The organism is Bradyrhizobium sp. dw_411 (genome assembly GCF_018449695.1).
GTDB lineage: Bacteria > Pseudomonadota > Alphaproteobacteria > Rhizobiales > Xanthobacteraceae > Bradyrhizobium.
The window spans coordinates 331,396-355,619 of record NZ_JAAVUY010000006.1; the positions used below are offsets into that span (position 1 = coordinate 331,396).

Consider the following 24,224-nt stretch of genomic DNA (forward strand, 5'->3'; position numbering starts at 1 on the left):
TGATCGTGTTTTTTCACGCGAACCGGTACCCACTTCGCTTGAAAACACTCAGTGAACATTAGAAGGAGGTTCCATGTCCAACACCAAGACGATGCCCGGCAAGGTCGAAAAGAGCGAAGCCGAGTGGCGCAAGGAACTGACGCCGATGCAGTATGCAGTGCTGCGGGAGAAGGCGACCGAACGGCCGTTCTCCGGCGAGTACGAGCATGAGCACCGGGCCGGCACCTACACCTGCGCCGGCTGCGGACAGACGCTGTTTGAATCCGACGCCAAGTTCGATTCAGGTTGCGGCTGGCCGAGCTTCACCGCGCCCGCGGCGGAAAGCCACGTCGATGAAGAACGCGACAACACCCACGGCATGATCCGCACTGAAGTGCTGTGCTCGAGCTGCAACGGCCACCTCGGCCACGTGTTCGACGACGGCCCCGGTCCGACCGGGCTGCGCTACTGCATCAACTCGGCGGCGCTGAAACTGCAGCCGAAATAGGGGAAGCCCGTCATTGCGAGCGAAGCGAAGCAATCCAGAAGCTAGGCTGTGACCTGGATAAGATGGATTGCTTCGTCGCTACGCTCCTCGCAATGACGAGAAGAACAAGTAACCCGGTTCCTGTGCTGGAACCGGGTGACGGTATATGCTTTGCTTCCGGCCGGATCGGCCGATTGTTGTGCGCCGGCCGCCCATTGGGGAGAGTGCCATGTCGCTTGGAATGATACTCGTCATCATCCTGATCATCTTCCTGCTCGGCGGCTTCAGCGGCCGTTTTGGGGGCTACGGCTACGGGATGGGCCATTCCGGAATGGGTCTGGGCGGAGTCATTCTTATAGTGCTGCTCATCCTGCTGCTGCTTGGCAAGCTGTAATCCTTATAAGCCATTGAAATAACAAGATTTATCACGGTTCCGGCGCATGACCACCTGGATTCATCATCAGGGCTGTCAGGAGTCGCATTTCTGTCAAACGAGCTTATATTGGGGGCTGTCCTGAAATGACGTGTACCGGCGCCCCATCGCTTTAGCTGCGCCCGTGCGATCCGTTCGCGACCTTGTTCGCGTTCTCACTAAAAAGATAAGGGTCACTGACCATGGCTTCCTTCAGCTACAACACTGCCGCCGAACTTTTCCCCGCCGCGATCCGTAAGAAGAAGCGGGCGGGCTTCGCGTATCGCCGTTTCGACACTGCGGCCGCCGCGGTGCAGTTCGCGATTGAGGAATTGCCGGCGGATTCGCTGAACGGCGCCTATCTGCAGGTTGATGAAGCGCGCTTCGACCAAAGCGGTATCCGCACGCTGTATGAGAGCCAGGATTTTCCGCTGCCGCGCCGTCCCCGTCCGGAGCCCGCGCCCGCCAGCAACGACGCTGACGCCGACGCCGACGCGGCGTAATCCTGTTTTACGGAACGACGATGCACGCCCTCTCCCCTCGGGAGAGGGTTTTTGCTGGACGCCAACCGCAAATGATTTAGCGCGGCTGCTTGTCCATCCAGCGCCGCAGCATCCGCACGTTGCGGATATTGGCGCGGAACAGCACGTCGAAAGCGTCGCCCGCAACCGGCACCAATCCAACCACGCCCTCGAGCGCGACATTGCCGAGCATCCGCGTGGTGACGTGCCAGGGTGCGCCGAGCGCACGCGCCTCGCGCACCAGCCACAGCGAGAACGCGGTCGCAAAGAGATCGCCGACAATCGGGATCAGCCGGATAATGCCGTCGACGCCGTAGCGGATCTTGGTGCCGGGCAGGATGAAGGCAACGTCCAACAGCTTCGCCACCGCATCGAGCCGCGCCAGCCGCTGCTCGCGGGTGAGGTTGCCGAACGGGTTGGCGCTGGAATGGCCGAAATCGAACCGGAACCGCTGGAACTGCTCGCCGAGCGATTCCGCGGGGATCTCGCGTCCGTCCTGATCGATGACCGGACCACGCGCCCGGCTGCCGCGAAACGCGGTGCTGGAACGCACGGGCTTGCCGGGAAAGATATCTTCGTGTGCCATCGCCCTCACATGGGGAGCGCCCGCGACGGGCGCAAGTTCACGCGGTCACAGGCTCGGCGATCACCTCATGCGACAGCCATGATGCGACCGTTCCGGGAATAAAGCCGACCAGGCCATAAAGGATGAACTGGGTGACACCGGTGTCGGCGCCGCGCGAGCCATAGAGAAATTCCGCCGCCACAAAGCCGATCGCGCCGACAATCAGCATCCGCACCACCCAGCCAATTCGCCGGACATGAAACAGAATGTCATCAACCGCGCCCAGCATCAGCGCGGGCAGGATGCCGAACAGATAACTGTATTGGAGCGTGCGGGCGAACACCGCGAGCAGCTTTTCAGCCTCCGACAAGCTGGGTGGATGGCTCCAGTAGCCCGCCTGAACGGTGGTCGTGAGCAGCAGCCAAAACCCGCCCAGCAACGGCGCCAGCGCCGCGAAAATCAGATACCGCCTCATTGCCGCCCCCCCGTACGTTTTATCGACTATAGCAGTTTCCCGGCGGCAAGACCGCGTGTCAAACGGCAAAAAAAGTGGTAGATTCCCAAGATGCCAAGGCAAAAAATATCAGCGGGAAAAAGCAGCAAAACCGGCTTCGTCGTCGGCCAGGCGGGCTTTTCCAAGATTAGTGCGGTCGAAGGCATTCAATTGAAGCCGGCAATGAAACAACGCGCCGCCGAGGCCAACAGCAAGGGCCTGTCTGCCGAAGAATATCGCAAGGCGATCGTTCGCAGCTATCGCAAAGCCTGAGCCGCCATCGCATGTACGATGCGACCGACGATCCCTATACTTACAAAAACTCTACGGTCCTCGTTAACAAGCTTGATTTGCGCAATCAGGACGAACTCGATGATTTCGAAGCTGAAATCACCAATGCGCGAGCGGGCGAACCTCTTCCCGAAGGCAATCTAGACTTTGCGCATTTCTGCGCGGTGCACCATCATCTATTTCAAGACGTGTACGATTGGGCGGGCATTCCGCGAACCGTGCGTATTTCCAAGCAAGGGAGCCCATTCTGTTTCCCTGAGCATATTCATACCCAGGCGGCCAAGATATTCGCCGAGCTGAGAGCCAGGAATTATTTGAAATATCTCTCAGCGAAAGAATTTGTTGGGCATGCCGCGCACTTTCTCGCGGAGCTGAATGCGATTCACGTCTTCCGCGAAGGCAACGGTCGCACACAACTAACGTTCTTTGCCTTGTTGGCAGATCGGGCAGACCGATCGCTTGACCTCGAAAAGCTCGATCCCGAGGCGATGCTTCACGCCATGATTTCCAGTTTCGATGGCGACGAATCCGAACTGACGAAGATTATCGAGGAACTTATCAGCAATAAGCCGGATCAAGAGTAAGATCGAGCGTTCGCTTTCCAACCCAGGGTATTCGCAAAATGCGTCAAGACGGAGCGAAAATCCCGCCCCCTACTCGCCCCACGCCGCGAAGGCGTCGTTGAAGGCGCGCTCGCCCGGGGCGCCCTTTTCGATCGCGATGATGGCGCGGCGCTGGTTGACATAGACCAGCGGCACATCGAACCACGAGCGCTCTTTCAGAAGCTGCAGATTGCGCGAGCGATCGGCGTCGACGTTGGACAGGCCGACCAGGAAGAAGCCGTCGGTGACCTTGACCGCGAGCCCGGCCAGCGGCGTGCCGCGCGCCTGCTCGTTGGACTTCATCAGGATGCCCGGCACGTTGCTGACGCCGCCACCGGCGAAATCCGGCGGCAGGATGAAGGTCAGTTCCGCGGTGTGGCTGGCCGGCAGCGAGGTGTCGGTATTGCGGCGGAACGACATCGTCATCTTGAACTTGCGATCGGGAATTTCGATGTCGGCGCGCACGGCGATATCGGCCTTCTGGCCGGCCGCCGCCTTGATCTGTTCGGTGCGCCAGATCACCGAGCCGACATATTGCTTGCCCTTGGGGTCCGAGGGATCCTCGTCATACAGCACCACGCGCTGCGCCACCGGCGCAACCTGGTCGCTCGACGACGGCTGGCCAACGCGATCGGGAATCTTCGGCTTCGACAGCGGCGTGCCGCCGTCCTTGGGCGCTTCCACCACCGTCGTCGACGGCTTGAACATGCCGCTGACCACCGTGACAATCGACTTGCCCCACAGGATCCCGGCGCCGACCAGGATAAAGACGACGCCGATCGCGATCGCGCTCTTGAACGGAAAGGCCACGCCGGAGCGGCCGCTCTTTTTCGGCTCGCGGCCCCGCTCCTGCGAAACACGCGGACGCGGCGACGGCTGTTGAGGCGTCGCGTAGCGTTCGGCCTCCTCGACGGATTCGTCATACGAATAGGGCGAATCCGCATCGCCGCGGTTTTCCATGCTCGGCTCGAGCCGGTCGAATTCCGGCGAGGGTGACGGCACGTTGGCGTAGGTTTTTCGCGCGGCGCGATTGGCCTGCGCCGCGGCGCGGCCGAGTTCGTCGGCGTCGGCGGTAATATCGCGGAAGCCACGCGCGGCCTGCGGCGCGCTGTTGTCCGGGCCACGGCGCGGCGCGCCCACCCGTTCGCGGGTCGGCGGCAACGGCGCATCCTGCGTCGGGGCCGGCGGCACCGGCGGCGGTCCGTCACGCAGGATACGCTGCGGGCGCGGCTCTGGCCGGTCCGGACGATCTTCCTGTCCGAGCGGCGGACGCTCGTTGCGCGGCGGTGGCGGCGCAGCCGGTCGCGAACGCGGGGGAGCCGGCGGCGAGGCTGCGGGATCGCCCGGCCGCGCAGGGGGACGGGTATTGGCGCGGAACGCGTCGCCGGCGCGGGCGCCGCTGCGCGGCGCATCGCCACCGGAGCGCGTAGCGTCCCGGGCGCGCTGGGCAGCCTCGGATTCGACCTTGCGCACGGCTTCTTCCAGCGACAGGCGCTCGCGGGTGATTTCGGATTCGCTGAGCGGTGGGTCGACGCTGCGTAGCTGCGCAATCAGCGCGGCGCGTGCCCGCTCATAAAGCGCACGGCGGCTCTCGCCGGGAGCACTGGGGTCCAGTCCGGCGATGGCGCGGGCAATCAATGGGTAGTAATCAGCCATTTCTACTCAACAATGCCGGCTTTCCGGTAACATCTCGTTAAGCCTCAAACGGATTCTGGACCAGAATAGTATCCTCGCGTTCCGGGCTGGTGGAAAGCAAGGCGATCGGACAGCCCACCAGTTCCTCGACCCGGCGAACATATTTTATGGCCTGCGCCGGCAAATCCGCCCAGGAACGGGCATTGGCGGTCGGCTCCTTCCAGCCCTCGATGGTCTCGTAGACCGGCACCACCCGGGCCTGCGCGCCCTCGCCGGCTGGCAGATGGTCGATTTCCTTGCCGTCCAGCATGTAGCCGGTGCAGACCTCGATGGTGTCGAACCCATCGAGAATATCGAGCTTGGTCAGCGCCAGGCCGTTGATGCCGCAGGTCCGCACGGTCTGACGCACCAGGACCGCATCGAACCAGCCGCAGCGCCTCTTGCGCCCGGTGTTGACGCCGAATTCCTTGCCGCGGCGGCCGATCTCCTCGCCGATCTCATTGAGCAGTTCGGTCGGGAACGGGCCCTGCCCGACCCGCGTCGTATAGGCCTTGCAGATCCCGAGCACATAACCGACCGCGCCCGGGCCCATGCCGGTGCCGGTCGCCGCCTGCGCCGCCACGGTGTTGGACGAGGTGACATAGGGATAGGTGCCATGATCGACGTCGAGCAGCGCGCCCTGCGCACCCTCGAACAGGATCCGCTTGCCTTCGCGGCGCTTCTGATCGAGCAGCCGCCACACGGTTTCGGCGTAGGGCAGAAGCTGCGGCGCCAGCGCCGTCAGCTCCCGCAAAATTCCAGCACCGTCGATTTCGTCGAGCTTAAGCCCGCGGCGCAGCGCGTTGTGATGCGCCAACAGCCGGTCGATCTTGTGCGGCAGCGTGTCGAGATCGGCGAGGTCCATCAGGCGGATAGCGCGGCGGCCGACCTTGTCTTCATAGGCCGGACCGATGCCGCGCCGCGTGGTGCCGATCGCGGTCGCCGCGTTGGACGACTCGCGCAATGCATCGAGTTCGCGATGCAGCGGCAGGATCAGCGTGACGTTCTCGGCGACGCGCAGATTGTCCGGGCTGACCGCGACACCCTGCGCCTTCAGCTTGGTGACTTCTTCGAGAAACGCCTGCGGATCGAACACCACGCCGTTGCCGATCACCGCGAGCTTCGAGGGCCGCAATACGCCCGACGGCAGCAGCGCCAGCTTGTAGGTCTGGCCATTGATGACGAGTGTATGGCCGGCATTATGGCCGCCCTGGAAGCGCACGACGATGTCGGCCTGCTCCGACAACCAGTCGACGATCTTACCCTTCCCCTCGTCACCCCACTGGGCGCCGACGACGACAACGTTGGCCATTTCGCGCGTAATCCCTCTGCAACTGTCTCTGTTCGAGCATGATCCCCTGAGAAAGCCGGTCGCCCTCGGATCAAGTCCTAAGGGCACGCTTTGCCGGATCATGCGCCCAGCCAAAACACGGCCGGGGCCGCTCGCATGCGAGGCATCCCATCGGATAAAGGATGCGGGCTATTGACGCAAGCAAGAAGGGGCGCCTGATGTCGCCTTGAGGGCCATCCAACCCATTGATATCCCCTGAAAATATGTGGCTGCGCCAAGGCAGCGCAGCCAGGGCGGCCGGTCGGTCGCCAGATGCTGGCAGACAAAGCGCCATCCGCTACCGCCGTGCCGTGCGCGGAAACGCGCCGACCGCCCCGTGCGTGTTAGGCTCTCATGCCGGGATGCTGGATTTTGGGGGGTAATGATCTGATGCGTACGACCATGTTAGGCGGCTTGCTCGCATGTTTCATCGGCGCGGCACCGCTTCAAGCCGCACCCTATCCGGACCGGCCGATCACCATCGTCGTGCCGTTCGGCAAGGGCACCACGGCCGACCTCGTGGCCACTGTTGTGGCCGAGGCGATGGCGAAAGACATCGGCCAGAAGGTTGTGGTCGAACTCAAGCCCGGCGCGGGCGGCGGCCTCGCGATGGAGCAGGTCGAGAAGGCCGCGCCCGACGGCTATACGCTGGCGATGATCACGCAGGGCACGCACGTCTTCAATCTCAGCCTGTACAAGACGCTGCGTTACGATCCGCAGAAGATCATTCCGATCACGCCGATTGCGGCGGTCTCCAATGTGATGACCGTTCATCCCACAAATCCCGCCAACACGCCCCTCGAAGTCGCGGCCGCCGCCAGGGCCGCGCCGGGCCAGCTCACCTATGCCTCAGGCGGGATCGGCACATCGCATCATCTCGGCGGCGTGCTGTTCGCTTCGATCGCCGGTGTCGACATCAAGCATGTGCCGCATCTGGTTTCGGTGGAGGGCGTGAAGAAAATCGTCAGTGGCGAAATCACCATGGGCTTTTTCAATCTGCCGACCGTGATCGAGGAAATCAAAGCCGGCAAACTGAAGCCGCTTGGTGTCACCGGTTTGACACGCTCGATGTATTTGCCTGACGTGCCGACGCTCGATGCCAGCGGCCTGAAGGGTTACGATCTGGTGACCTGGTTCGGCTACGGCGCTCCCGCGGGCACGCCGCCCGAGATCGTGCAGCGGCTGCGCGACGCCTTCGCCAAAGCCGCGGCCGATCCCACGGTAAAGGCCAAACTGAAGGAGGCCGGGCTTGATCCGATCGATCAGATGCAGCCGGCGGAATTTGCGCGCCTGATCGCCTCGGACCTCGCCAAATGGACACCGATCATCAAGACCTCCGGCGCCGGCGCGGAGTGACACCGGAACCACCGCGCCGCGTGCCGGTACCCGCGGCCCGTTCCGCGCATGGACGCGATGCATCCGGCAGCATTGATGCGCGGTGAAAATCCGTGTCTGTCAGCACGCCGGGTCGAGATGCCGGCCCGGTGCCCGCACCGGGCGAGGCCGCGGTGTCGTGTTCTCCAGCCGCCATCGGACTTTCGCGAATGTCTGCTTCCGATCCAACCTCGAACGCCACATCTTCGGGAAACGCGACCTCAAGGCACTGGATCGCCAACCAGCCCTATCTGCTGCTCTGCATCACCGCGCTGACCTGGGCCGGCAATGCCATCGTCGGCCGCCTCGCGGTCGGTCATATTCCGCCAGTGACGCTGTCGTTCCTGCGCTGGTCGCTGGCGTTCGTGATCATCCTTCCCTTTGCCTGGAACCATCTGCGGCGCGACTGGGGCGCGATCCGCAACCAGATCGGCCTGATTATTTTCCTTTCCATCACCGGAATCGGGATCTTCAACACGCTGCAATACTGGGCGCTCGAATACACCCAGGCGCTCAACACCCTGCTGCTGCAATCGGCGCTGCCGCTGTTCGTCGCGTTATGGTCGCTGATCCTGCTCGGAATCCGGCTCACCCTGACACAGGCCTGTGGAATCACCTTGTCACTGCTCGGCGTTCTCATGATTTTGCTGCACGGCGACGTCTCGGTGCTCACCAGTCTCACCTTCAACAAGGGCGATCTCATTTTCATGGTGGGAGTGGTGGTCTTCGGAATCTATTCGGTGCTGTCGCTGAAACGCCCGCGGATTGACGGCCTGTCGTTTGCCGCGTTCACGTTCGGCTGTGGCGCGGCCTGCCAGATTCCGTTTTTGATCCGCGAAATGATCACGCAACCGATGATGGATCTGGATGCGTCCAATCTGCTGTCGCTGATTTACGTCGCGGTGTTTCCCTCGACGCTGGCCTATGTCTGCTTCAACCGCGCCGTGCAGTTGATCGGGGCCAACCGCGCTGCGCCGTTCTTTCACCTGGCGCCGGTGTTCGGCACCGTGATGTCGATCGTCTTTCTCGGCGAGCAGTTGCACCTGTTCCACGTCATCGGCTTTGCGCTGGTGCTGACAGGGGTTTTCGTCGCGTCACGCAAGCCGGCTGTTGCGTAGCTTAGCGTTCGGCCGACTGCGCAGAAGCTTGCAGCGGCACGCGCCTGGCGATCGGCGCGGTATCGGAATCCCGAACCAGCAACCAGGTGACAAGCGCAGCAAGAAGGCAGAACACGGCGCTGGTTGTAAACAATGCTGCGTATCCATCGGCAAAACTTTTTTGCGCCAGCGCGTGCAGTTCGGCGGTGTGGGCTGCTGCAATACCGGTACCCGACAGATTGCCCGACGCGACCTCGCGGATAAATCCGAGCCGTTCGTTTTCGCCGAGCGCCGGCAGCACCGCCGTGATCGTATTCGCGATCCGGCTGAACAGGACGACACCGAGGGCGGCGAAGCCGATCACGATGCCGGTGAAGCGCATGGTGCCGGAGATGCCGGAAGCCATGCCGGCCCGCTCGGCGGGTATCACCGTCATCCCGACCTTGGTGGTCTCGCCGTTGAGTAAACCCGCGCCGACACCCGTCGCCAGCATGCCCACCACCATCAGCCGATAATCGAGTGTATCAGCGACAAGCGCCATGAAGGCGAGCCCGAGGCCGACCAGCGCGAGCCCCGCGGTGAGCAGCGTGCGCCCGGTCAGGCGATGCGACAATTGCGATGTCACGATACGCGGCACGACGAACAGCGGCAGCGCCATCGGCAGCATCAATAGTCCGGCCGTGCGCGGCGACAGGCCGAGCGCGTGCTGAAAATAGATCGGCATGAAGGTCAGCATCGTGAGCAGCCCGGCCGCAAAAGAGAACTGGGCGATATTGGCGCCGAGATAGGTCGGACGTCGGAAGAACGAGAAATCCACCATCGGCCGGGCCTGAACTTTTTCCACGACGATAAACAGCACAAGGAAGACCACGGCGCCCAAGCCCTCGAGCAGAATATGGGGGCTGGTCCAGCCGTCATGATTGCCCGAGATCAGGCCGAGCGTGGTCAGGAACAGAAACGCGCTGAAGGTCAGCACGCCCGGAAGGTCGAAGCGCACCGCGCCGGGATCGCGGGATTCGTCGATCACGACGAGGATGGTTGCGATGCTGACGGCGCCGATCGGCAGGTTGATGTAGAACGCCCATTGCCAGCCGAACGTCTGGGTGATCAGGCCACCGACGATGGGCCCAAGCGTAATGGCAATTCCCACCACGGAGCCCCAGAACGCGAAGGCGCGGGCGCGCGTATCGCCCTTGAAGGTGCTGGCGAGCGTCGCCAGCGCGGCGCTGAGCTGGAGCGCCGCGCCGATGCCCTGCACCGCGCGCGCGGCGATCAGCGTGTCGAGATTCGGCGCGGCGCCGCAGAAGAACGAGGCCAGCGTGAACAACACAAGTCCGGTGACCAGAACGCGTTTGCGCCCAAAGCGGTCGGCGAGTGCCCCTGCCGGGAGCAGCAGCGAGGCAAAGGACAATGTATAGGCCGTGATCACCCATTCGATGCCGGCGAAGGTGGCGCCCAGCGAATCCGTGATTGATGGCAGCGACACCGCGACGATATTCGAGTCGAGCTGCAGCATGAACGAGGGCGCCGACACGCAGATCAGCACCAGCACGGCCTGAAGACCCGACGGCTGCGGCTTTGATTGCTCGATTATGGCTAGCATTTGCTGGCGCTCCAACGGATTGATCAGGAGGCGTATTGAGCAATGCCGTTGCCGAACGACCAGTTTTCCTTTTTCACCTCGACGAGGGTGATGAAAACATCCTCCAGCCGGACTTTTAGTTCGGCGGACAGTCCTTCGGCGATCGCCTTGTAGAGCGCCTGCTTCTGCGCCACCGAGCGCCCCTCGTTGAAGAATATCTGCACGATGATCAGGTCTTTGGTGCGGTGAATGCCGAGATAGTCCGGATCGAAGATGAAGTTCTCGACAGCGTGCTCGCCGATGATCTGGAAATGGTCGTTCTTGGGAACCCCGGTGTGGGCGACCATCGCTTCATAGACGATCTGTCCGGCCTTCTGACGATAGGCGGCGTCTTTTCCCTTTTGCAGGTCGATACGTACCAGGGGCATCGGTTCTCTCCATCTTCCGTGAAACCGCTTTGGATTAGCTGCGAACTTGCCCAGGGTTCGTTTCCCCCCTCGGCGCTTTCGCTTCAATCCCTTGCATATGCAATCATTAGGAAGTATGTGTATATGCAAGCAATAGTCAAGGCCCGGATTTGGAGCGGTGAAACATGGCAACCCACCACATCAGCCAGAAAAGCCTTTGCAACTGCACGGCTTTACGCAAGGCGACGCGGCGCGTGTCTCAGCTTTATGATTCTGCATTGGAGCCCTGCGGATTGCGCTCCACTCAGCGGACCATCCTGATCCAGATCGCACGCTCCGGGACCCCACCGCTCGGCGAACTGGCCGAAGCGCTGGTTATGGACCGCGGCGCACTGACGCATAATCTGAAGCCGCTTCAACGCGACGGGTTCGTCAAAATCAGCGTCGACCCGCAGGACCGCCGCAATCGCCTGGTTGCGCTGACCGCCCAAGGGCGGGCCAAGCTTGCGGAATCGGAGGTGCTGTGGGCCCGCGCCCAACGCGGCTTCGAGGCAGGGTTTGGCGCGGCCAAGTCCGCTTCGTTGCGCAAGGCGCTCGAATTTCTCGTGTCAGATGATTTCGTCAATGCCTTTAACGGCCAAGGGTAAAAACAGGGCCAAAACAGAAGCGGCGGCGAAGCGCCCACCCGAATGAGCTGAGGACATTGTAGCATTGCGGGCGCGGGACTTGTCGCGCGGTGGGAATCCGGCACAACTTCGCTGCAAGCCATGACCAGTCCCACCCCACCGCCGCCGGCTTCCGATCCGGTCAGATGGCTCAGCAACCAGCCTTATCTGCTTCTGAGCCTGACTTCGTTTTTCTGGGCCGGCAATATCGTGCTCGGGCGGTACGTTGCCGGCCATATGCCGCCGATGACGTTGTCCTGCATCAGATGGATCGGCGGCTTTTTCATCTTGCTGCCGTTCGCGTGGCCGCATCTCGCGCGGGACTGGCCGGTATTGTGGGCGCGGCTTCCGCTCATGATCGTACTGTCGGCGACCGGCTTCGCCCTCAATAACGCGCTGGCCTATTGGGCGCTGCAATACACCCAGGCGCTGAATGCGCTGTTGATCCAATCTTCTGGCCCCCTGTTCGTCGCGCTGTGGTCGCTCGCGCTGTTTGGCGTGCGGCTAACCTTCGCCCAACTCGCCGGAATCACCATCTCGCTCGCCGGCGTCCTCACCATCATTCTGAACGGGGACTGGATGGCGCTCGCCGCTATCAGGTTCAATAAGGGCGACATCATGCTGGCCGGCGCGCTGGCATCCTTTGGACTTTATTCGGCATTGATGCCGCGCCGGCCGGTCACGCATCAGCTCTCGCTGATCTTCTTCACCACCGGCTGCGGCGCGCTGTTGCTATTGCCATTCGCGGTCTGGGAATACGCGACCGGCTTTGCGCTGAAATTCGATACCGTGACGATCGCGACCGTGATCTATGTCGTGGCCTTTCCCTCGGCGCTGTCGTATCTGTTTTTCAACCGCGGCATCGCACTGATCGGGCCGAACCGGGCCGCGCCGTTCTTTCATCTGATGCCGGTGTTCGGATCGGCAATGGCGATCCTGCTGCTCGGCGAGCAGCCGCAGCTATTTCATCTCATCGGTTATGCGCTGGTGCTGGCCGGGATCGTAATCGCATCGCGGCAGGGCTCGGCGGCGTGAGCGGCGACAAACAAAAACAGCGGCCTCGGCTCTGATTGATCAGAACCGAGGCTGCGGGTTGTAACAATCCGGCAGAAGATTGGCTTAAGCCGCGCGGACCTTGGCCAGGAATTCATCGACCGCGTTGCGCAGCATGCCCGACTGGTTGTCGAGTTCGCGCGCATTGGACAGCACGTCCGAAGCGGCAAGGCCGGTGGCAGCCGCAGCGCTGGTGACGCCGCCGATATGGGCGCTGATCTCGCTCGACCCGGCCGCAACCGACTGAATGTTGCGCGCGATCTCGCGAGTCGCCTCGCCCTGCTGGTCGATCGAGGTCGCGATGCTGACCGTGATCTCGCTCATCTGCGCGATCGTTTCGGTGATGCCGCCGATCGAAAGCACCGCGTCGCTGGTGGACGACTGCATGGCGGCAACCTGGGCGGAGATTTCCTCGGTCGCCTTGGCGGTCTGGTTGGCGAGCGCCTTGACCTCGGAGGCCACGACGGCGAAGCCGCGGCCGGATTCGCCGGCGCGGGCCGCTTCGATGGTGGCGTTGAGGGCGAGCAGATTGGTCTGCGCGGCGATGCTGTGGATCAGCTTGACGACCTCGCCGATCTTCTCGGCGCCGGTCGACAATACCTGGACGGTGGCGTTGGTGCGCTCGGCATCGTCGACCGCCTTGCTGGCGATCTCGCTCGACCGCGTCACCTGCCGGGAGATCTCGGTGACCGAGCTCGACAGTTCTTCCGCGGCCGCAGCAACCGTCCCAACATTGTTCGAGGCGCTGTCGGACGCGGCTCCGACGGTTGCGGCACGTGCGCTGGCGTCGCTCGCAGTGGCGGTCATGGATTGCGCCGTGGTCTGCATGCCCTTTGCCGCCGTCGCGACCGAGGAGACGATGCCCTTGACGCTGCGTTCGAAATCATTGGCGATGCTCTCCATCGCGGTACGGCGCTCGGCCGCGGCGCGCTGTTGCGTTTCCGCCTCGACCTTTTCGAGCCCGCGAATGCGCAGCGCATTGTCCTTGAATATCTGAACGGTGGCGGCCATCTTGCCGACCTCGTCGCCGCGCTCGGTACCGGGAATCTCGCCATCCAACTGGCCGTCGGCCAATCCCCGCATGCGGGCGCCGAGTTCGCCGAGCGGCCGACTGATGCTGCGGCCGATCATCCAGGCGATGCCGCCTGAAATCACAGCGATGATGAGCGTGGCAATGCCGAGCGACCAGATCACCGGCTTCAACTTGGCGTCGAGATCCTCGAGATAGGCGCCGGTGCCGAGATACATATTCCAGCCGGGGACCGCGACCGCGTAACCGATCTTGCGGATCGGCTTGTCTTCGCCGGGCCTGACATAATCATAGGTCACCAGGATTTCGCCCTTGGCCTTGACGCCATCGAGCAATTCGCGGGAGATCATCCGGCCATTGACCACGACGTCCATGCGATTGGTGCCGATCTGCTTGGGCTCGGGCGACAGCACCGTGATGCCATCGTAATTGGTGCCGAACAGATAGCCGGCGCCATTATCGTAGGTCAGGGTATTGGCGCGGCGTCCGAATTCAGCCAGCGCCGCTTCCTTGGTGAGTTGCCCGGCATCGACCTGCTTCTGCAGGCCGATCGCCAAGTTGCGGCCCATATCGACGATGGCGTGAACCTGATCGATGCGCGCATTTAGCATTTCGCGCTGCATCAGATAGCCCGCGAGAGCACCGGCGATACAGAGGCCGAACAGCGTGACGCTCACCAGAATGCCGAGTTTGGGAACGATCGTCAGATTGTTCAGCTTCACGGGGGAGTCTCCGGGGGTGTGCGCTCACGGCGCGCGATGGAGGGATAAGAATCTCCTCACAATATGGTGAGAATTATTTAGTAATTTCTTACGAAAGGTGTCCTGGGACGGCTTCAAAGGCAAAGAACAGCCGTCATCGTCGCGCGATTTCTCGCGCGGCCCCCGTATATTTACGCGGCTATTTTTGTTTGCGCTGGCGAAATCGAAATTTCGGCGAACCGGCGGCTTGAATCGAAGACTCAAACCGCCGGGGACCGGAGCTTTTTAAAACGCCAGCGCTTTGGCCTGCTTCACCTGCGGCAATGCCTGCACCTTGGCGAGCACGTCCGCCGGCACCGCGCCGTCGATCTCGACCAGCGCGATCGCATCGCCGCCCTGCTTGTTGCGGCCGAGATGGAAGGTCGCGATATTGATCCTGGCCGCGCCGAGCAGGCTGGCGAAACCACCGATGAAACCGGGCTTGTCTTCGTTGGTGACGTAAATCATCGACTTGCCGAATTCGGCATCGACCCGAATACCCTTGATATCGACAAGGCGCGGCTTGCCGTCGGCATAGACCGTGCCCGACACCGAGCGTTCCTGCCGTTCGGTCGTGACCGTGACGGTGATCAGGCTCTCATAGTCGCTTTGCGCCGCGCGCACGATCTCGTCGACCACCATGCCGCGCTCCTTGGCAACGACCGGCGCGGAGACGACATTGACGTCGCCCAGCATCGGCCGCAGCAATCCCGACAACACCGCCGAGGTCAGCGCCTTGATCTTCATTTCGGCGACATGACCCTCATAGGTGATCTGCACCTTGGCGATGCCGCTCTCGGTGAGCTGGCCGGCGAACGAGCCGAGCTTTTCGGCGAGCGCGATGAACGGCTTCAGCTTCGGCGCTTCTTCGGCAGTGATCGAGGGGAAATTGACCGCATTGGAAATCGCGCCGTTCAAAAGATAGTCCGACATCTGCTCGGCGACCTGCAGCGCGACATTCTCCTGCGCTTCGGTCGTGGCGGCGCCGAGATGCGGCGTGCAGATCACGTTGGGATGCCCGAACAGCACATTGGTGGTGGCGGGCTCTTCGACGAACACGTCGAACGCCGCGCCCGCGACCTGCCTGGAATTCAGCGCATCGACCAGCGCCTGCTCGTCGACCAGACCGCCGCGCGCGCAATTGACGATGCGCACGCCCTTCTTCATTTTGGCCAGCGCCGAGGCGTCGATGATGTTCCTGGTCTTCTCGGTCAACGGCGTATGCAGCGTGATGAAGTCCGCGCGCTTGAACAGATCCTCGAGCTCGACCTTCTCGACGCCGATATCCTTGGCGCGTTCCGGCGACAGGAACGGATCGAATGCGATCACCTTCATGCGCAGACCGAGCGCGCGGTCGGCGACGATTGCACCGATATTGCCGCAGCCGATCACGCCGAGCGTCTTGGCGGTGATCTCGACGCCCATGAAACGGTTCTTCTCCCACTTGCCGGCCTGGGTCGAGGCGTCGGCCTGCGGAATTTCCCGCGCCAGCGCCAGCATCAAGGTGATGGCGTGTTCGGCGGTCGTGATCGAATTGCCGAACGGCGTGTTCATCACGATGATGCCCTTGGCGGTCGCGGCCGGAATCTCGACATTGTCGACGCCGATGCCGGCGCGGCCGATCACTTTCAGCCGCGTCGCCTTCTCGATGATCTTGGCGGTCGCCTTGGTGGCCGAGCGGATCGCAAGTCCGTCGTAATTGCCGATGATCTCGGCGAGCTTGTCCTTGTCCTTGCCGAGATTGGGCTGGAAATCGACCTCGACGCCGCGGTCCTTGAAAATCTGCACGGCAGCGGGCGACAGCGCGTCGGAAATGAGAACCTTGGGTTTTGTCATCTGGTGTTCCTTCATCCTCCCCTGGAGGATCTGCATGCAATGCCGGAGGGGTGAAATATCTTGGAGCGATTTCTTCTCCCTCTCCCCATTCTTACGGGGAGAAGGTCGGGGTGAGGGGCTCTATCGACAGACTAGGAGTCGTGGTGAGTCCCCCTCACCCGGATTGCAGCGGACGATGCTTCGCATCGCCGAGGCAATCCGACCTCTCCCCGCGTGCGGGGCGAGGTTAAGAAAGAAAGCTACGCCGCCTTGGCGAACGTGGACTTGGTCTCGGCAAAAGCCCAGTCGATCCACTGCGTCAGCAGCGCGACGTCCCTGGCTTCCACGGTGGCACCGCACCAGATGCGAAGCCCCGCGGGCGCATCGCGATAATGCGCGAAGTCGTAACCGGCGCCTTCCTTCTCCACCAGCGCGACCAGCTTCTTGGCGAAATCGGCCTGCGCATCCGGGCTCAGCGCCGTGATCGCGGGATCGATCACCTTCATGCACACTGAAGTGTTGGAGCGGATCGCCGGATCGTTGGCGAGGAAGTCGATCCACGGCGTCTTCGCCTTCCAGTCGGCGAGTACCTTGGTGTTGGCATCGGCACGCGCCATCAGGCCCTTGAGACCGCCGACCGACTTGGCCCAGCCGAGCGCATCGAGATAATCCTCCACGCACAGCATCGAGGGCGTGTTGATGGTCTCGCCTTCGAAAATGCCCTCGTTGAGCTTGCCGCCCTTGGTCATGCGGAAGATCTTTGGTAGCGGCCAGGCAGGTGTGTAGCTCTCCAGCCGTGCCACCGCGCGCGGCGAGAGCACCAGCATGCCATGTGCCGCCTCGCCGCCCAGCGCTTTCTGCCAGGAGAACGTCACCACATCGAGCTTGGCCCAATCGAGATTCTGCGCGAACGCCGCCGAAGTTGCGTCGCAAATGGTGAGGCCTTCGCGATCTGCCTTGATCCAGTCGGCATTGGGCACGCGCACGCCCGAGGTCGTGCCGTTCCAGGTGAAGACGATGTCGGAAGCCGGATCGGCCTTGCTGAGATCGGGAATCTCGCCATAGCCGGCATGCAGCTTGGTGACGTCCTTGAGCTTCAATTCCTTGACGATATCGCTGACCCAGCCTTCACCGAAGGATTCCCAAGCGATCGTCGTCACCGGCCGCGCGCCGAGCAGCGACCACAGCGCCATCTCGACCGCGCCGGTATCGGACGCCGGCACGATGCCGATCTTGTAGCCCGCAGGCACTTCAAGCACCTCGCGGGTCAGTTCTATCGCAAGCTTGAGCTTGGCCTTGCCGATCTTCGCGCGATGCGAACGGCCGAGCGCGGCGTCGTTGAGGGTTTGGGGAGTCCAGCCAGGGCGCTTGGCACAGGGGCCGGACGAAAAATGCGGCACGGTCGGCCGCGAAGCGGGCTTCGCTGCAGTCATAATCTATCCTTCCAGATAGCAAGCCTCCCGTTGGGGGGAGGTGTCCCGCCGCGGTGCATAAGGGAATAGCCCGGAATCGTCAAGAAACTTCGGGAGGATCAGGGATGGAATCACAAGCGATTGATGGCGCGGCCTCCAACGGCAGAAGTTGCGCCGGCGGCGGCGGTTCGGAATCCAGCAATTCGGCGGCATTGGTGACGAGTTGCGCAGCCCTGCGCCGGCTGGCGACTTTCAGCACGCTCTGATCGCCGGCTTGCACGACGTATTCGTTGCCGATCCGTACGATCGAGTAATTTTTCATGTGCGGTCCCCAAGCTGCCCGAGCCCGACGGGATACGCCAAACTCTCACAGATCGTTCTGCAGAAAAAATGACGAACGGCCGGGTAGTTTATCGGGTGTTAATCCAAACGAATCGCAAAACTCGTTTGGCAATGGCTGCAACGTCGCGTTCATCGAGCTGAACAATTCGGCTGTATCAAAACAACGCTGTCTCAAAAGCGTATCGTCATACCGGCGTGGCTCTGCGCAAATCCCAGCCGTTTGTAAAATCGCTGCGCATCGACACGGCTATTATGCGTCAGTAACTCAACCAGTCTGCAACCGCGCGAACGCGCTTGCGCAACGGCCCATTGCACCATCTGTTCGCCGATGCCGCGGCTGCGGCAATGCGAAGCGACGCGAACGTCTTCGATCAGGCCGCGCGAGACGCCCTGCGAGCTCAACCCCGGCAAGATGCAGAGTTGCAGACAGCCGACCACGGCCCCTTCGCGATCTTCCGCAACCATGAGCTGGATGTTCGGATCGCGGTCGACCGCCTCGAACGCCCGAAAATACGATTCCGGCAAGGGATCCTCAACGCGCTCGCGGCCGCTGCCGAGCGGATCGTCCGCCAGCATCCGCACGATCGACGGCACGTCGCCGCGACCGGCGCGCCGGATGGTAACCGGGGAAATCTCAGCCATGACCGCTCTTATCCCTCAACACGCCGGCGGCAGGCCCAAAAATGCCTCGGCTTCGCCGATCCAGCGCCGCACGGCGGCATAGCCGTCGAGGTGAAAGCTGCCTTCATGCGCCAGCCTTGTGTAGGCCAGCAGTGCTATGTCGGCGAGCGAGAAGGTATCGCCGACCAGGAATCGCGTCAGCGCAAGCTGCTGCTCCATCCGCGCCAGCGCGGCGCAACCGCGCTTGATCTTGTCCGGATCGAGATCGGAGGCCGGCTTGCCGAGATACACCATCTGGAACCGGCACCCCGCGATATAGGGTTCATGGCTGAACTGCTCCCAGAACAACCATTCGTCCATCTTGGCGGCGGCGAAAGCATCGGCCGGGATCAGGTCGCTGTCGCGGGCGAAATAGCGAATGATCGCGTTGGATTGCGCCAGCGTGCGGCCGTCGTCGAATTCGACCGTCGGCACCTGCCCCGCACTGTTGAGCTTCAGGAACTCTGGCGTGCGGCTCTCGCGCTTGAGGATATCGATGGAAATCCAGCTATAAGGCAGCGCCAGCCTGTCGCAGACCCATTTCACCTTCAGGCAATTGCCCGAACCAAGATCGCCATAAATTTTCATGGGCTGCCGATGCCTCCATCGAGGCAATAGACCAACAGCCTGCAAGAATTCTGTCAACCGGATTGCAAAACGCGAAACTATCCGCGCGCCGCGCGACGATCAGAACTTGTAGCCGAGGCCGGCGCGTACGGTGTTGATGCTGGTGTCCACCGAGGACGTGAAGCGGATATATTCCCACTCCCCGCGCAGGAAGAGACCGCCGATCAGATTGTAGTCGAAGCCGATACCCGCCGTGTAGCCATAGATCAGGTGATTATGCACGGCATTGTCGGCAGACACCGACATTAGCTGGGTAAATTGGCCAAGCGGCGTAGTACTGACGGCGTCATTGACCGTGACAGAACTCGAGATATTAGCATTACCGAGGGCGAACCCGCCGAACATATAAGGCAGGAAGCAGCCCCAGGCGTAACCCGCACGCGCACGAAACGTCGCCATGTCCGTAATCGCGATCGCAGACGTCGAGTTCACCGAAACTGCATGATAGAAAGTGTCGGACAACGGGCCACCGACGAGAGGACCCGCGGTAGCGCTGGCCGAGCCGCCGAATGCACCATGCAAATAGGACATTTCGAGGCCGGCAACGACCTCATCCCACTGCCAGTTATATCCGGCGAAGGCCCCGTATCCTGACGAACGTTGGGACTGCTTGCCGAGTTGAAGATTCCACTGCGCTACCCCCATCTGCTGGATGACGTCGTCCGCAATCAAGGCCGCAACCATGTTCGCGGGGCCGCCGCCATTGAAATTCTCGTCAGATGAACCGTAGCCGCCCTGGGCGCCGATATAAAAGCCGCGCCAGTTTTGCGTCACGGGTGCACCGACCGAGCCACGCAGGAAATCCGGCATGTCGGCCGCTTGCGCGCCGCTCGCCGCTCCGAACATCATCGCCGCCAGCAAAAGTCTACGCATCGCAACGCTCCCGTCGAACACCTTTAACTGGCGTTGATCATGGCTCGTTAACCTTAACCAATCGTTGTCGCGGCGCGCCGAACGGGATGATCGCAGCGGAAAACCGAAATCTGTTTTCGTAAATCGCCTCTCAAGTTCGCGCGGCCGCGCACAGCAAAACGGCGCGGGAGGATCCCGCGCCGTTAGCAAACATTAACAAGTCAGGAAGCGATCAGCCCTTGCGGATCAGCGGCGGGGGAGCGGCCGGCTCTACTTCGCAGCAGGTCCAGCGCACGCCGAGCTTCACATCCTGCGAGGTCAGGTTGTTGAACTGGAACGGCCGCAGGCTGGTGGTGCCGGCGAAGGTCGAACCGCCGCCGGTGACGGCGGAGCCGAGATCGAGGTAGCGATACGCCAGTTCGATGGTGAAGTTGCTGTTGACCTTGTAAGCCAGACCCGCATGGAGCGCCCAGGCGAGGTCGGTCTTCGATGCCCCCTGCGCCTGATACAGGCTGGTGCTGAGATTGTTCGCCGGGAACGTCGCCATGTCCGACAGACCGGTGGTCTTGTTGTACGCGAAACCGACACCGGCGCCGACGAACGGCGTGATGCACCACCACGTGCCGAGATCGGCATAGGCGTTGACCAAGCCGACCCAGCTCGAATAGCCGCCATTATAGGTGTCGCCGAGCGGAGAATTGCCGGGAACGCCGTTCAGGCCGTTGACGACAACGAAGTCATTGCCGCTGAAGTTGACCCGCGAACGATATTCGCCGGTGATATCGGCACGGAACCAGCCGTTGAACTGATAGCCGACGCCGAGACCGTATGAGGTGCCGCCGGTGAACTCGTGGCCAACCTGCTGAAAGGAGACGGTCGATGCGTCGTTATAGCCGGGAGCAAACAGCTTGCCGCTGGTGTTGGTCATGCCGATATCGCCGCGCAGATACCAGCCGCCAAAGTCCTGCGCCGGCGGCGGTGCATAATACGGCTGCGGCGCCGGCATGATGGAAGGCATGTCGGCCGCAAGCGCCGCCGACGACAACAGGGATGCCGCTCCGGCGGCCATCAGATACTTAACGCTACGCATTGGCTTCGTCCTTTTGCCCGGTGAGACAACGGAGGCCTCACATCCAAAAACTCACGGCGGGACGATGCCACCAAATGTTTAAGCGGCGCTTAACCCTAATTTTTAAGGTTGATAATCTGTTTCATGCGCGGTGTTTTTTTTGCCGGCAAAGTCGGCCGCCGGAAAATGGCGACCGCGCCATAATTCCTAACAATGTGTTGATGAGAGAATCCCCTTGGGGATTCCGCGCCGCGTCAATGCACCGACTTTAATTCGCTGACTTCAATGCGATGAATTGGACATCTTCGGCAGGAACACCGCGAGCAATCCAATCGCGGGCAGGAACGCGCAGACCTGATAGACAAAAGTGATGCTGGTATGATCCGCGAGCTTGCCGAGCACGGCCGCGCCGAGCCCGCCGATGCCGAACGCGACGCCGAAGAACACGCCGGAAATCATGCCGAACCGGTGCGGCACCAGTTCCTGCGCGAATACGATGATCGAGGATGTCGTCGAGGAAATGATCACGCCGATGAATACCGTCAGCACCGCGCTCGCATAGAGCCCGGCATAGGGCAACGCCAGCGTGAACGGCAGCGCGCCCAGGATCGAAAACCAGATCACGATCTTGCGGCCGAAGCGGTCGCCCAGCGGACCGCCGAAGAACGCCCCGACCGCATTCGAGGCAAGAAAGATGAAAAGATAGATCTGCGCCGTCTGGGTCGAGACGCCGAACCGGTCGATCAAATAGAAAATGTAATAACTCGACAGGCTCGAGACGTAGAGTTGCTTGGAGAACAACAGCGCCACCAGCACGGTGAGCGCGATCGTGACCTGGCGCTTGCTCAACGCATCCGGATGCAGGTTAACCGCGGCCGCTTTCCTCGTCGTGATCTGCGGCTTGTACCACAGCCCGATCCGCCACAGGATCACGATCGCCAGAAACGCGATCGTCGAGAACCAGGCGATGCTGGGCTGGCCGAACGGCACCACGATCATGGCCGCCAGCAGCGGACCCATCGATGTTCCCGCGCTGCCGCCCAGTTGAAACACCGATTGCGCGAAACCGAATCGGCCGCCCGAGGCCAGCCGCGCAATACGCGCCGACTCCGGATGGAACACCGCCGAACCCAGGCCCACCAGCGACGCGGCGATCAGGATGATCGTATATTGATGAGCGATGCTGAGCAGCAGCAGGCCGAAGAACGTAAATCCCATGCCGATCGCGAGCGAGAACGGTTGCGCTTTCTTGTCGGTGAAATGTCCGACCACCGGCTGCAACAGCGACGCCGTGAACTGGAACGCCAGCGTGATCAACCCGATCTGCGTGAAGTCGAGCGCGTAATTGTCCTTGAGGATCGGATACACCGAGGCGATCAGCGACTGCATGGTGTCGTTGAGAAAATGCGAAAAGCTGATGCCGGCGAGCACGACATAGGCCGGCCCCGCCGCCATCTTCGCCAAAGAAGGCGTCACGGAAGCCGCCGACACGTCGGGCACGACAACCGGCGCGACCAGCGTTTCTCCGGAGACGACGACAGGCTTGTTCAAGGCAAAATTCCCAAAGAGATTCGTAAAAACGCTCAATAGGCGTTTCCTACGATGGCCGCGCCACGGCGACCACCACCATTAGATAATGGCTGCGATGCGATCAGCGCCCCACGGGGGGCGGAACAAAGCCGTCAGGCTGCCGCGGCGTGGCCAAGCGCGGAGACGATGTGATCGACCACTTCCTCGACCAGGATACGGTCATCGCCCTCGCCCATCACGCGGATCACGGGCTCGGTTCCGGAGGAGCGCACCAGCAGCCGGCCATGGCCGTTGAGCCGCTTTTCACCGTCGACGATCGCCGATTTGACATCGGCGTCATCGAGTGGCTTGCCGCTGCGGTAGCGCACATTTTTCAGGATCTGCGGCAACGGGTCGAAGCGGTGACAGACTTCCGACACCGGACGGCGCAGTTTCTGCACCACCGCCAGCACCTGCAGCGCGGCGACAAAGCCGTCGCCCGTGGTGGCGTAATCCGACAGGATGATATGCCCCGAGGGCTCGCCGCCGAGATTGTAGCCGCGGCTCAGCATCTGTTCGAGCACATAGCGATCGCCGACCGGCGTGCGCACAAGTTCGATGCCCTGGCCCTCGAGAAAACGCTCCAATCCCAGATTCGACATCACGGTCGCGACGATGCCGGGCTTGGAGAGACGGCCGTCTTCCTTCCAGCTCTGCGCGATTACCGCAAGCAGTTGGTCGCCGTCGACCACATGCCCGCGTTCATCGACCAGGATGACCCGGTCGGCGTCGCCATCGAGCGCGATGCCGATGTCGGCGCGCATTTCGCGCACCTTGCGGCTCAGCGCTTCCGGCGAGGTCGATCCGCATTCCTTGTTGATGTTGAAGCCATCGGGCTCGACGCCGATCGAAATCACGTCGGCGCCCAGTTCCCACAGCGCTTCCGGCACCACCCTGTAGGCCGCGCCGTTGGCGCAATCGATCACCACGCGCAGGCCGTCGAGGCTGAGATCGCGCGGCAGCGTGCGCTTGGCGAATTCGATGTAGCGGTCGTGCACGCCGTCGATACGGCGGGCGCGGCCGAGGCTGGCGCTCTGCGACAGGCGGCGGTCGAGGGATTCGTCGAGCAGTTGCTCGATCTGCATTTCGACATCGTCGGACAGTTTGAAGCCCTGTGGGCCGAACAGCTTGATGCCATTGTCCTCGAACAGATTATGCGAGGCCGAAATCATCACGCCGAGATCGGCGCGCATCGACTTGGTCAGCATCGCCACCGCCGGCGTCGGCATCGGGCCGAGCAACAGCACATCCATACCGACCGAGGTAAAGCCGGCCACCATCGCGTATTCGATCATGTAGCCGGAAAGCCGCGTATCCTTGCCGATCACGACACGGTGGCGATGATCGCCGCGCTGAAACACCAGGCCGGCCGCCTGCCCCACCTTGAGCGCCAGTTCGGGCGTGATCAGACCGTTGGCGCGCCCCCGAATCCCGTCGGTACCGAAATATTTGCGGCTCATATAACCCCCAACAGCGACACGGGATTCTCGAACCAGAGAGGCCCCGAACGCCCAATTATCCTGTCCTGCAGGGGTTATACGGCCTTCGACGCTAAAATGGCTTCAAAAAATATGAT

At 62.0% G+C, this 24,224-nt stretch carries 25 protein-coding genes; 9 read left to right on the forward strand and 16 right to left on the reverse strand.

The window, feature by feature from the left end:
* Positions 1-73: 73 nt before the first annotated feature.
* The 3 genes from msrB (at position 74) to HB676_RS12790 (ending at position 1,381) form a co-directional block, all read left to right on the forward strand.
* Positions 74-487: a peptide-methionine (R)-S-oxide reductase MsrB gene (gene msrB, locus HB676_RS12780; RefSeq protein ID WP_213738148.1), complete on the forward strand. Its 414-nt coding sequence runs from the start codon at positions 74-76 to the stop codon at positions 485-487.
* A 208-nt stretch (positions 488-695) separates the two neighbouring features.
* On the forward strand, positions 696-860 hold the full coding sequence (locus HB676_RS12785) for a DUF3309 family protein (protein WP_213738149.1): 165 nt from the start codon (positions 696-698) through the stop codon (positions 858-860).
* A gap of 221 nt (positions 861-1,081) precedes the next feature.
* Positions 1,082-1,381, forward strand: coding sequence for a hypothetical protein (locus tag HB676_RS12790; RefSeq protein ID WP_213738150.1), 300 nt, complete (start codon positions 1,082-1,084; stop codon positions 1,379-1,381).
* A 76-nt stretch (positions 1,382-1,457) separates the two neighbouring features.
* Here HB676_RS12790 and HB676_RS12795 read toward each other — a convergent pair whose 3' ends face one another.
* On the reverse strand, positions 1,458-1,985 hold the full coding sequence (locus HB676_RS12795; protein WP_213738151.1) for a DUF4112 domain-containing protein: 528 nt from the start codon (positions 1,983-1,985) through the stop codon (positions 1,458-1,460).
* A 37-nt stretch (positions 1,986-2,022) separates the two neighbouring features.
* Positions 2,023-2,439: a DUF5413 family protein gene (locus tag HB676_RS12800; RefSeq protein WP_213738152.1), complete on the reverse strand. Its 417-nt coding sequence runs from the start codon at positions 2,437-2,439 to the stop codon at positions 2,023-2,025.
* A 90-nt stretch (positions 2,440-2,529) separates the two neighbouring features.
* Between HB676_RS12800 and HB676_RS12805 the strand changes: the two genes are divergently transcribed.
* Positions 2,530-2,730 carry a hypothetical protein gene (locus HB676_RS12805; protein WP_213738153.1) on the forward strand — a complete coding sequence of 67 codons (201 nt, stop codon included), beginning with the start codon at positions 2,530-2,532 and terminating at the stop codon, positions 2,728-2,730.
* A gap of 11 nt (positions 2,731-2,741) precedes the next feature.
* Complete coding sequence (locus tag HB676_RS12810) at positions 2,742-3,332, forward strand: Fic family protein (RefSeq protein ID WP_213738154.1); 591 nt, start codon at positions 2,742-2,744, stop codon at positions 3,330-3,332.
* Positions 3,333-3,401: 69 nt separating this feature from the next.
* Here HB676_RS12810 and HB676_RS12815 read toward each other — a convergent pair whose 3' ends face one another.
* Together HB676_RS12815 and HB676_RS12820 are read right to left on the reverse strand one after the other, a co-directional pair.
* The gene (locus tag HB676_RS12815; protein ID WP_213738155.1) at positions 3,402-5,006 is read right to left on the reverse strand and encodes a hypothetical protein; all 1,605 of its coding nucleotides are present in this window, start codon (positions 5,004-5,006) and stop codon (positions 3,402-3,404) included.
* A 37-nt stretch (positions 5,007-5,043) separates the two neighbouring features.
* Entirely contained in the window at positions 5,044-6,336 is a 1,293-nt protein-coding gene (locus HB676_RS12820; protein WP_213738156.1) for an adenylosuccinate synthase, read from the reverse strand.
* Between the two features lie 408 nt (positions 6,337-6,744).
* Here HB676_RS12820 and HB676_RS12825 point away from each other — a divergent pair, with 408 nt between their 5' ends.
* Together HB676_RS12825 and HB676_RS12830 are read left to right on the forward strand one after the other, a co-directional pair.
* Positions 6,745-7,710 (forward strand): tripartite tricarboxylate transporter substrate-binding protein, encoded by a 966-nt coding sequence (locus HB676_RS12825; RefSeq protein ID WP_213738157.1) that lies wholly within the window; start codon positions 6,745-6,747, stop codon positions 7,708-7,710.
* A 188-nt stretch (positions 7,711-7,898) separates the two neighbouring features.
* The gene (locus HB676_RS12830) at positions 7,899-8,846 is read left to right on the forward strand and encodes a DMT family transporter (protein ID WP_213738158.1); all 948 of its coding nucleotides are present in this window, start codon (positions 7,899-7,901) and stop codon (positions 8,844-8,846) included.
* Between the two features lies 1 nt (position 8,847).
* Here HB676_RS12830 and HB676_RS12835 read toward each other — a convergent pair whose 3' ends face one another.
* Positions 8,848-10,428, reverse strand: a complete 1,581-nt coding sequence (locus tag HB676_RS12835; protein ID WP_213738159.1) for an MFS transporter — start codon at positions 10,426-10,428, stop codon at positions 8,848-8,850.
* A gap of 23 nt (positions 10,429-10,451) precedes the next feature.
* Positions 10,452-10,835, reverse strand: coding sequence for a tautomerase family protein (locus HB676_RS12840; RefSeq protein WP_213738160.1), 384 nt, complete (start codon positions 10,833-10,835; stop codon positions 10,452-10,454).
* Positions 10,836-10,999: 164 nt separating this feature from the next.
* Between HB676_RS12840 and HB676_RS12845 the strand changes: the two genes are divergently transcribed.
* Together HB676_RS12845 and HB676_RS12850 are read left to right on the forward strand one after the other, a co-directional pair.
* Positions 11,000-11,461 carry a MarR family winged helix-turn-helix transcriptional regulator gene (locus HB676_RS12845; RefSeq protein WP_213738161.1) on the forward strand — a complete coding sequence of 154 codons (462 nt, stop codon included), beginning with the start codon at positions 11,000-11,002 and terminating at the stop codon, positions 11,459-11,461.
* A gap of 120 nt (positions 11,462-11,581) precedes the next feature.
* Positions 11,582-12,514 (forward strand): DMT family transporter, encoded by a 933-nt coding sequence (locus tag HB676_RS12850; protein ID WP_213738162.1) that lies wholly within the window; start codon positions 11,582-11,584, stop codon positions 12,512-12,514.
* A gap of 84 nt (positions 12,515-12,598) precedes the next feature.
* Here the strand turns inward: HB676_RS12850 and HB676_RS12855 are convergent, their stop codons facing one another.
* The 10 genes from HB676_RS12855 to glmM all read right to left on the reverse strand — a co-directional run bounded on the left by HB676_RS12855 (position 12,599) and on the right by glmM (position 24,108).
* Complete coding sequence (locus tag HB676_RS12855) at positions 12,599-14,284, reverse strand: methyl-accepting chemotaxis protein (RefSeq protein ID WP_213738163.1); 1,686 nt, start codon at positions 14,282-14,284, stop codon at positions 12,599-12,601.
* 264 nt (positions 14,285-14,548) lie between these two features.
* On the reverse strand, positions 14,549-16,138 hold the full coding sequence (gene serA, locus HB676_RS12860; protein ID WP_213738164.1) for a phosphoglycerate dehydrogenase: 1,590 nt from the start codon (positions 16,136-16,138) through the stop codon (positions 14,549-14,551).
* A gap of 239 nt (positions 16,139-16,377) precedes the next feature.
* Positions 16,378-17,550, reverse strand: coding sequence for a phosphoserine transaminase (locus HB676_RS12865; RefSeq protein WP_213738165.1), 1,173 nt, complete (start codon positions 17,548-17,550; stop codon positions 16,378-16,380).
* A 79-nt stretch (positions 17,551-17,629) separates the two neighbouring features.
* Positions 17,630-17,851, reverse strand: coding sequence for a hypothetical protein (locus tag HB676_RS12870; protein WP_213738166.1), 222 nt, complete (start codon positions 17,849-17,851; stop codon positions 17,630-17,632).
* Positions 17,852-18,042: 191 nt separating this feature from the next.
* Positions 18,043-18,513, reverse strand: coding sequence for a GNAT family N-acetyltransferase (locus HB676_RS12875; RefSeq protein ID WP_213738167.1), 471 nt, complete (start codon positions 18,511-18,513; stop codon positions 18,043-18,045).
* Positions 18,514-18,528: 15 nt separating this feature from the next.
* Positions 18,529-19,119: a glutathione S-transferase family protein gene (locus HB676_RS12880; protein WP_213738168.1), complete on the reverse strand. Its 591-nt coding sequence runs from the start codon at positions 19,117-19,119 to the stop codon at positions 18,529-18,531.
* A 99-nt stretch (positions 19,120-19,218) separates the two neighbouring features.
* Positions 19,219-20,031 carry an outer membrane beta-barrel protein gene (locus tag HB676_RS12885; protein ID WP_213738169.1) on the reverse strand — a complete coding sequence of 271 codons (813 nt, stop codon included), beginning with the start codon at positions 20,029-20,031 and terminating at the stop codon, positions 19,219-19,221.
* Positions 20,032-20,242: 211 nt separating this feature from the next.
* Positions 20,243-21,100: an outer membrane beta-barrel protein gene (locus tag HB676_RS12890; RefSeq protein ID WP_213738170.1), complete on the reverse strand. Its 858-nt coding sequence runs from the start codon at positions 21,098-21,100 to the stop codon at positions 20,243-20,245.
* A gap of 261 nt (positions 21,101-21,361) precedes the next feature.
* The gene (locus HB676_RS12895; RefSeq protein ID WP_249780208.1) at positions 21,362-22,630 is read right to left on the reverse strand and encodes an MFS transporter; all 1,269 of its coding nucleotides are present in this window, start codon (positions 22,628-22,630) and stop codon (positions 21,362-21,364) included.
* A gap of 131 nt (positions 22,631-22,761) precedes the next feature.
* Positions 22,762-24,108: a phosphoglucosamine mutase gene (gene glmM / locus HB676_RS12900; RefSeq protein ID WP_213738171.1), complete on the reverse strand. Its 1,347-nt coding sequence runs from the start codon at positions 24,106-24,108 to the stop codon at positions 22,762-22,764.
* Positions 24,109-24,224 lie beyond the last annotated feature (116 nt).

Coding starts and splice junctions, on each gene's coding strand:
- msrB (WP_213738148.1), top strand. CDS start 74: ATGTCCAACACCAAGACGATGCCCGGCAAGGTCGAAAAGAGCGAAGCC.
- HB676_RS12785 (WP_213738149.1), top strand. CDS start 696: ATGTCGCTTGGAATGATACTCGTCATCATCCTGATCATCTTCCTGCTC.
- HB676_RS12790 (WP_213738150.1), top strand. CDS start 1,082: ATGGCTTCCTTCAGCTACAACACTGCCGCCGAACTTTTCCCCGCCGCG.
- HB676_RS12795 (WP_213738151.1), bottom strand. CDS start 1,985: ATGGCACACGAAGATATCTTTCCCGGCAAGCCCGTGCGTTCCAGCACC.
- HB676_RS12800 (WP_213738152.1), bottom strand. CDS start 2,439: ATGAGGCGGTATCTGATTTTCGCGGCGCTGGCGCCGTTGCTGGGCGGG.
- HB676_RS12805 (WP_213738153.1), top strand. CDS start 2,530: ATGCCAAGGCAAAAAATATCAGCGGGAAAAAGCAGCAAAACCGGCTTC.
- HB676_RS12810 (WP_213738154.1), top strand. CDS start 2,742: ATGTACGATGCGACCGACGATCCCTATACTTACAAAAACTCTACGGTC.
- HB676_RS12815 (WP_213738155.1), bottom strand. CDS start 5,006: ATGGCTGATTACTACCCATTGATTGCCCGCGCCATCGCCGGACTGGAC.
- HB676_RS12820 (WP_213738156.1), bottom strand. CDS start 6,336: ATGGCCAACGTTGTCGTCGTCGGCGCCCAGTGGGGTGACGAGGGGAAG.
- HB676_RS12825 (WP_213738157.1), top strand. CDS start 6,745: ATGCGTACGACCATGTTAGGCGGCTTGCTCGCATGTTTCATCGGCGCG.
- HB676_RS12830 (WP_213738158.1), top strand. CDS start 7,899: ATGTCTGCTTCCGATCCAACCTCGAACGCCACATCTTCGGGAAACGCG.
- HB676_RS12835 (WP_213738159.1), bottom strand. CDS start 10,428: ATGCTAGCCATAATCGAGCAATCAAAGCCGCAGCCGTCGGGTCTTCAG.
- HB676_RS12840 (WP_213738160.1), bottom strand. CDS start 10,835: ATGCCCCTGGTACGTATCGACCTGCAAAAGGGAAAAGACGCCGCCTAT.
- HB676_RS12845 (WP_213738161.1), top strand. CDS start 11,000: ATGGCAACCCACCACATCAGCCAGAAAAGCCTTTGCAACTGCACGGCT.
- HB676_RS12850 (WP_213738162.1), top strand. CDS start 11,582: ATGACCAGTCCCACCCCACCGCCGCCGGCTTCCGATCCGGTCAGATGG.
- serA (WP_213738164.1), bottom strand. CDS start 16,138: ATGACAAAACCCAAGGTTCTCATTTCCGACGCGCTGTCGCCCGCTGCC.
- HB676_RS12865 (WP_213738165.1), bottom strand. CDS start 17,550: ATGACTGCAGCGAAGCCCGCTTCGCGGCCGACCGTGCCGCATTTTTCG.
- HB676_RS12870 (WP_213738166.1), bottom strand. CDS start 17,851: ATGAAAAATTACTCGATCGTACGGATCGGCAACGAATACGTCGTGCAA.
- HB676_RS12875 (WP_213738167.1), bottom strand. CDS start 18,513: ATGGCTGAGATTTCCCCGGTTACCATCCGGCGCGCCGGTCGCGGCGAC.
- HB676_RS12880 (WP_213738168.1), bottom strand. CDS start 19,119: ATGAAAATTTATGGCGATCTTGGTTCGGGCAATTGCCTGAAGGTGAAA.
- HB676_RS12885 (WP_213738169.1), bottom strand. CDS start 20,031: ATGCGTAGACTTTTGCTGGCGGCGATGATGTTCGGAGCGGCGAGCGGC.
- HB676_RS12890 (WP_213738170.1), bottom strand. CDS start 21,100: ATGCGTAGCGTTAAGTATCTGATGGCCGCCGGAGCGGCATCCCTGTTG.
- glmM (WP_213738171.1), bottom strand. CDS start 24,108: ATGAGCCGCAAATATTTCGGTACCGACGGGATTCGGGGGCGCGCCAAC.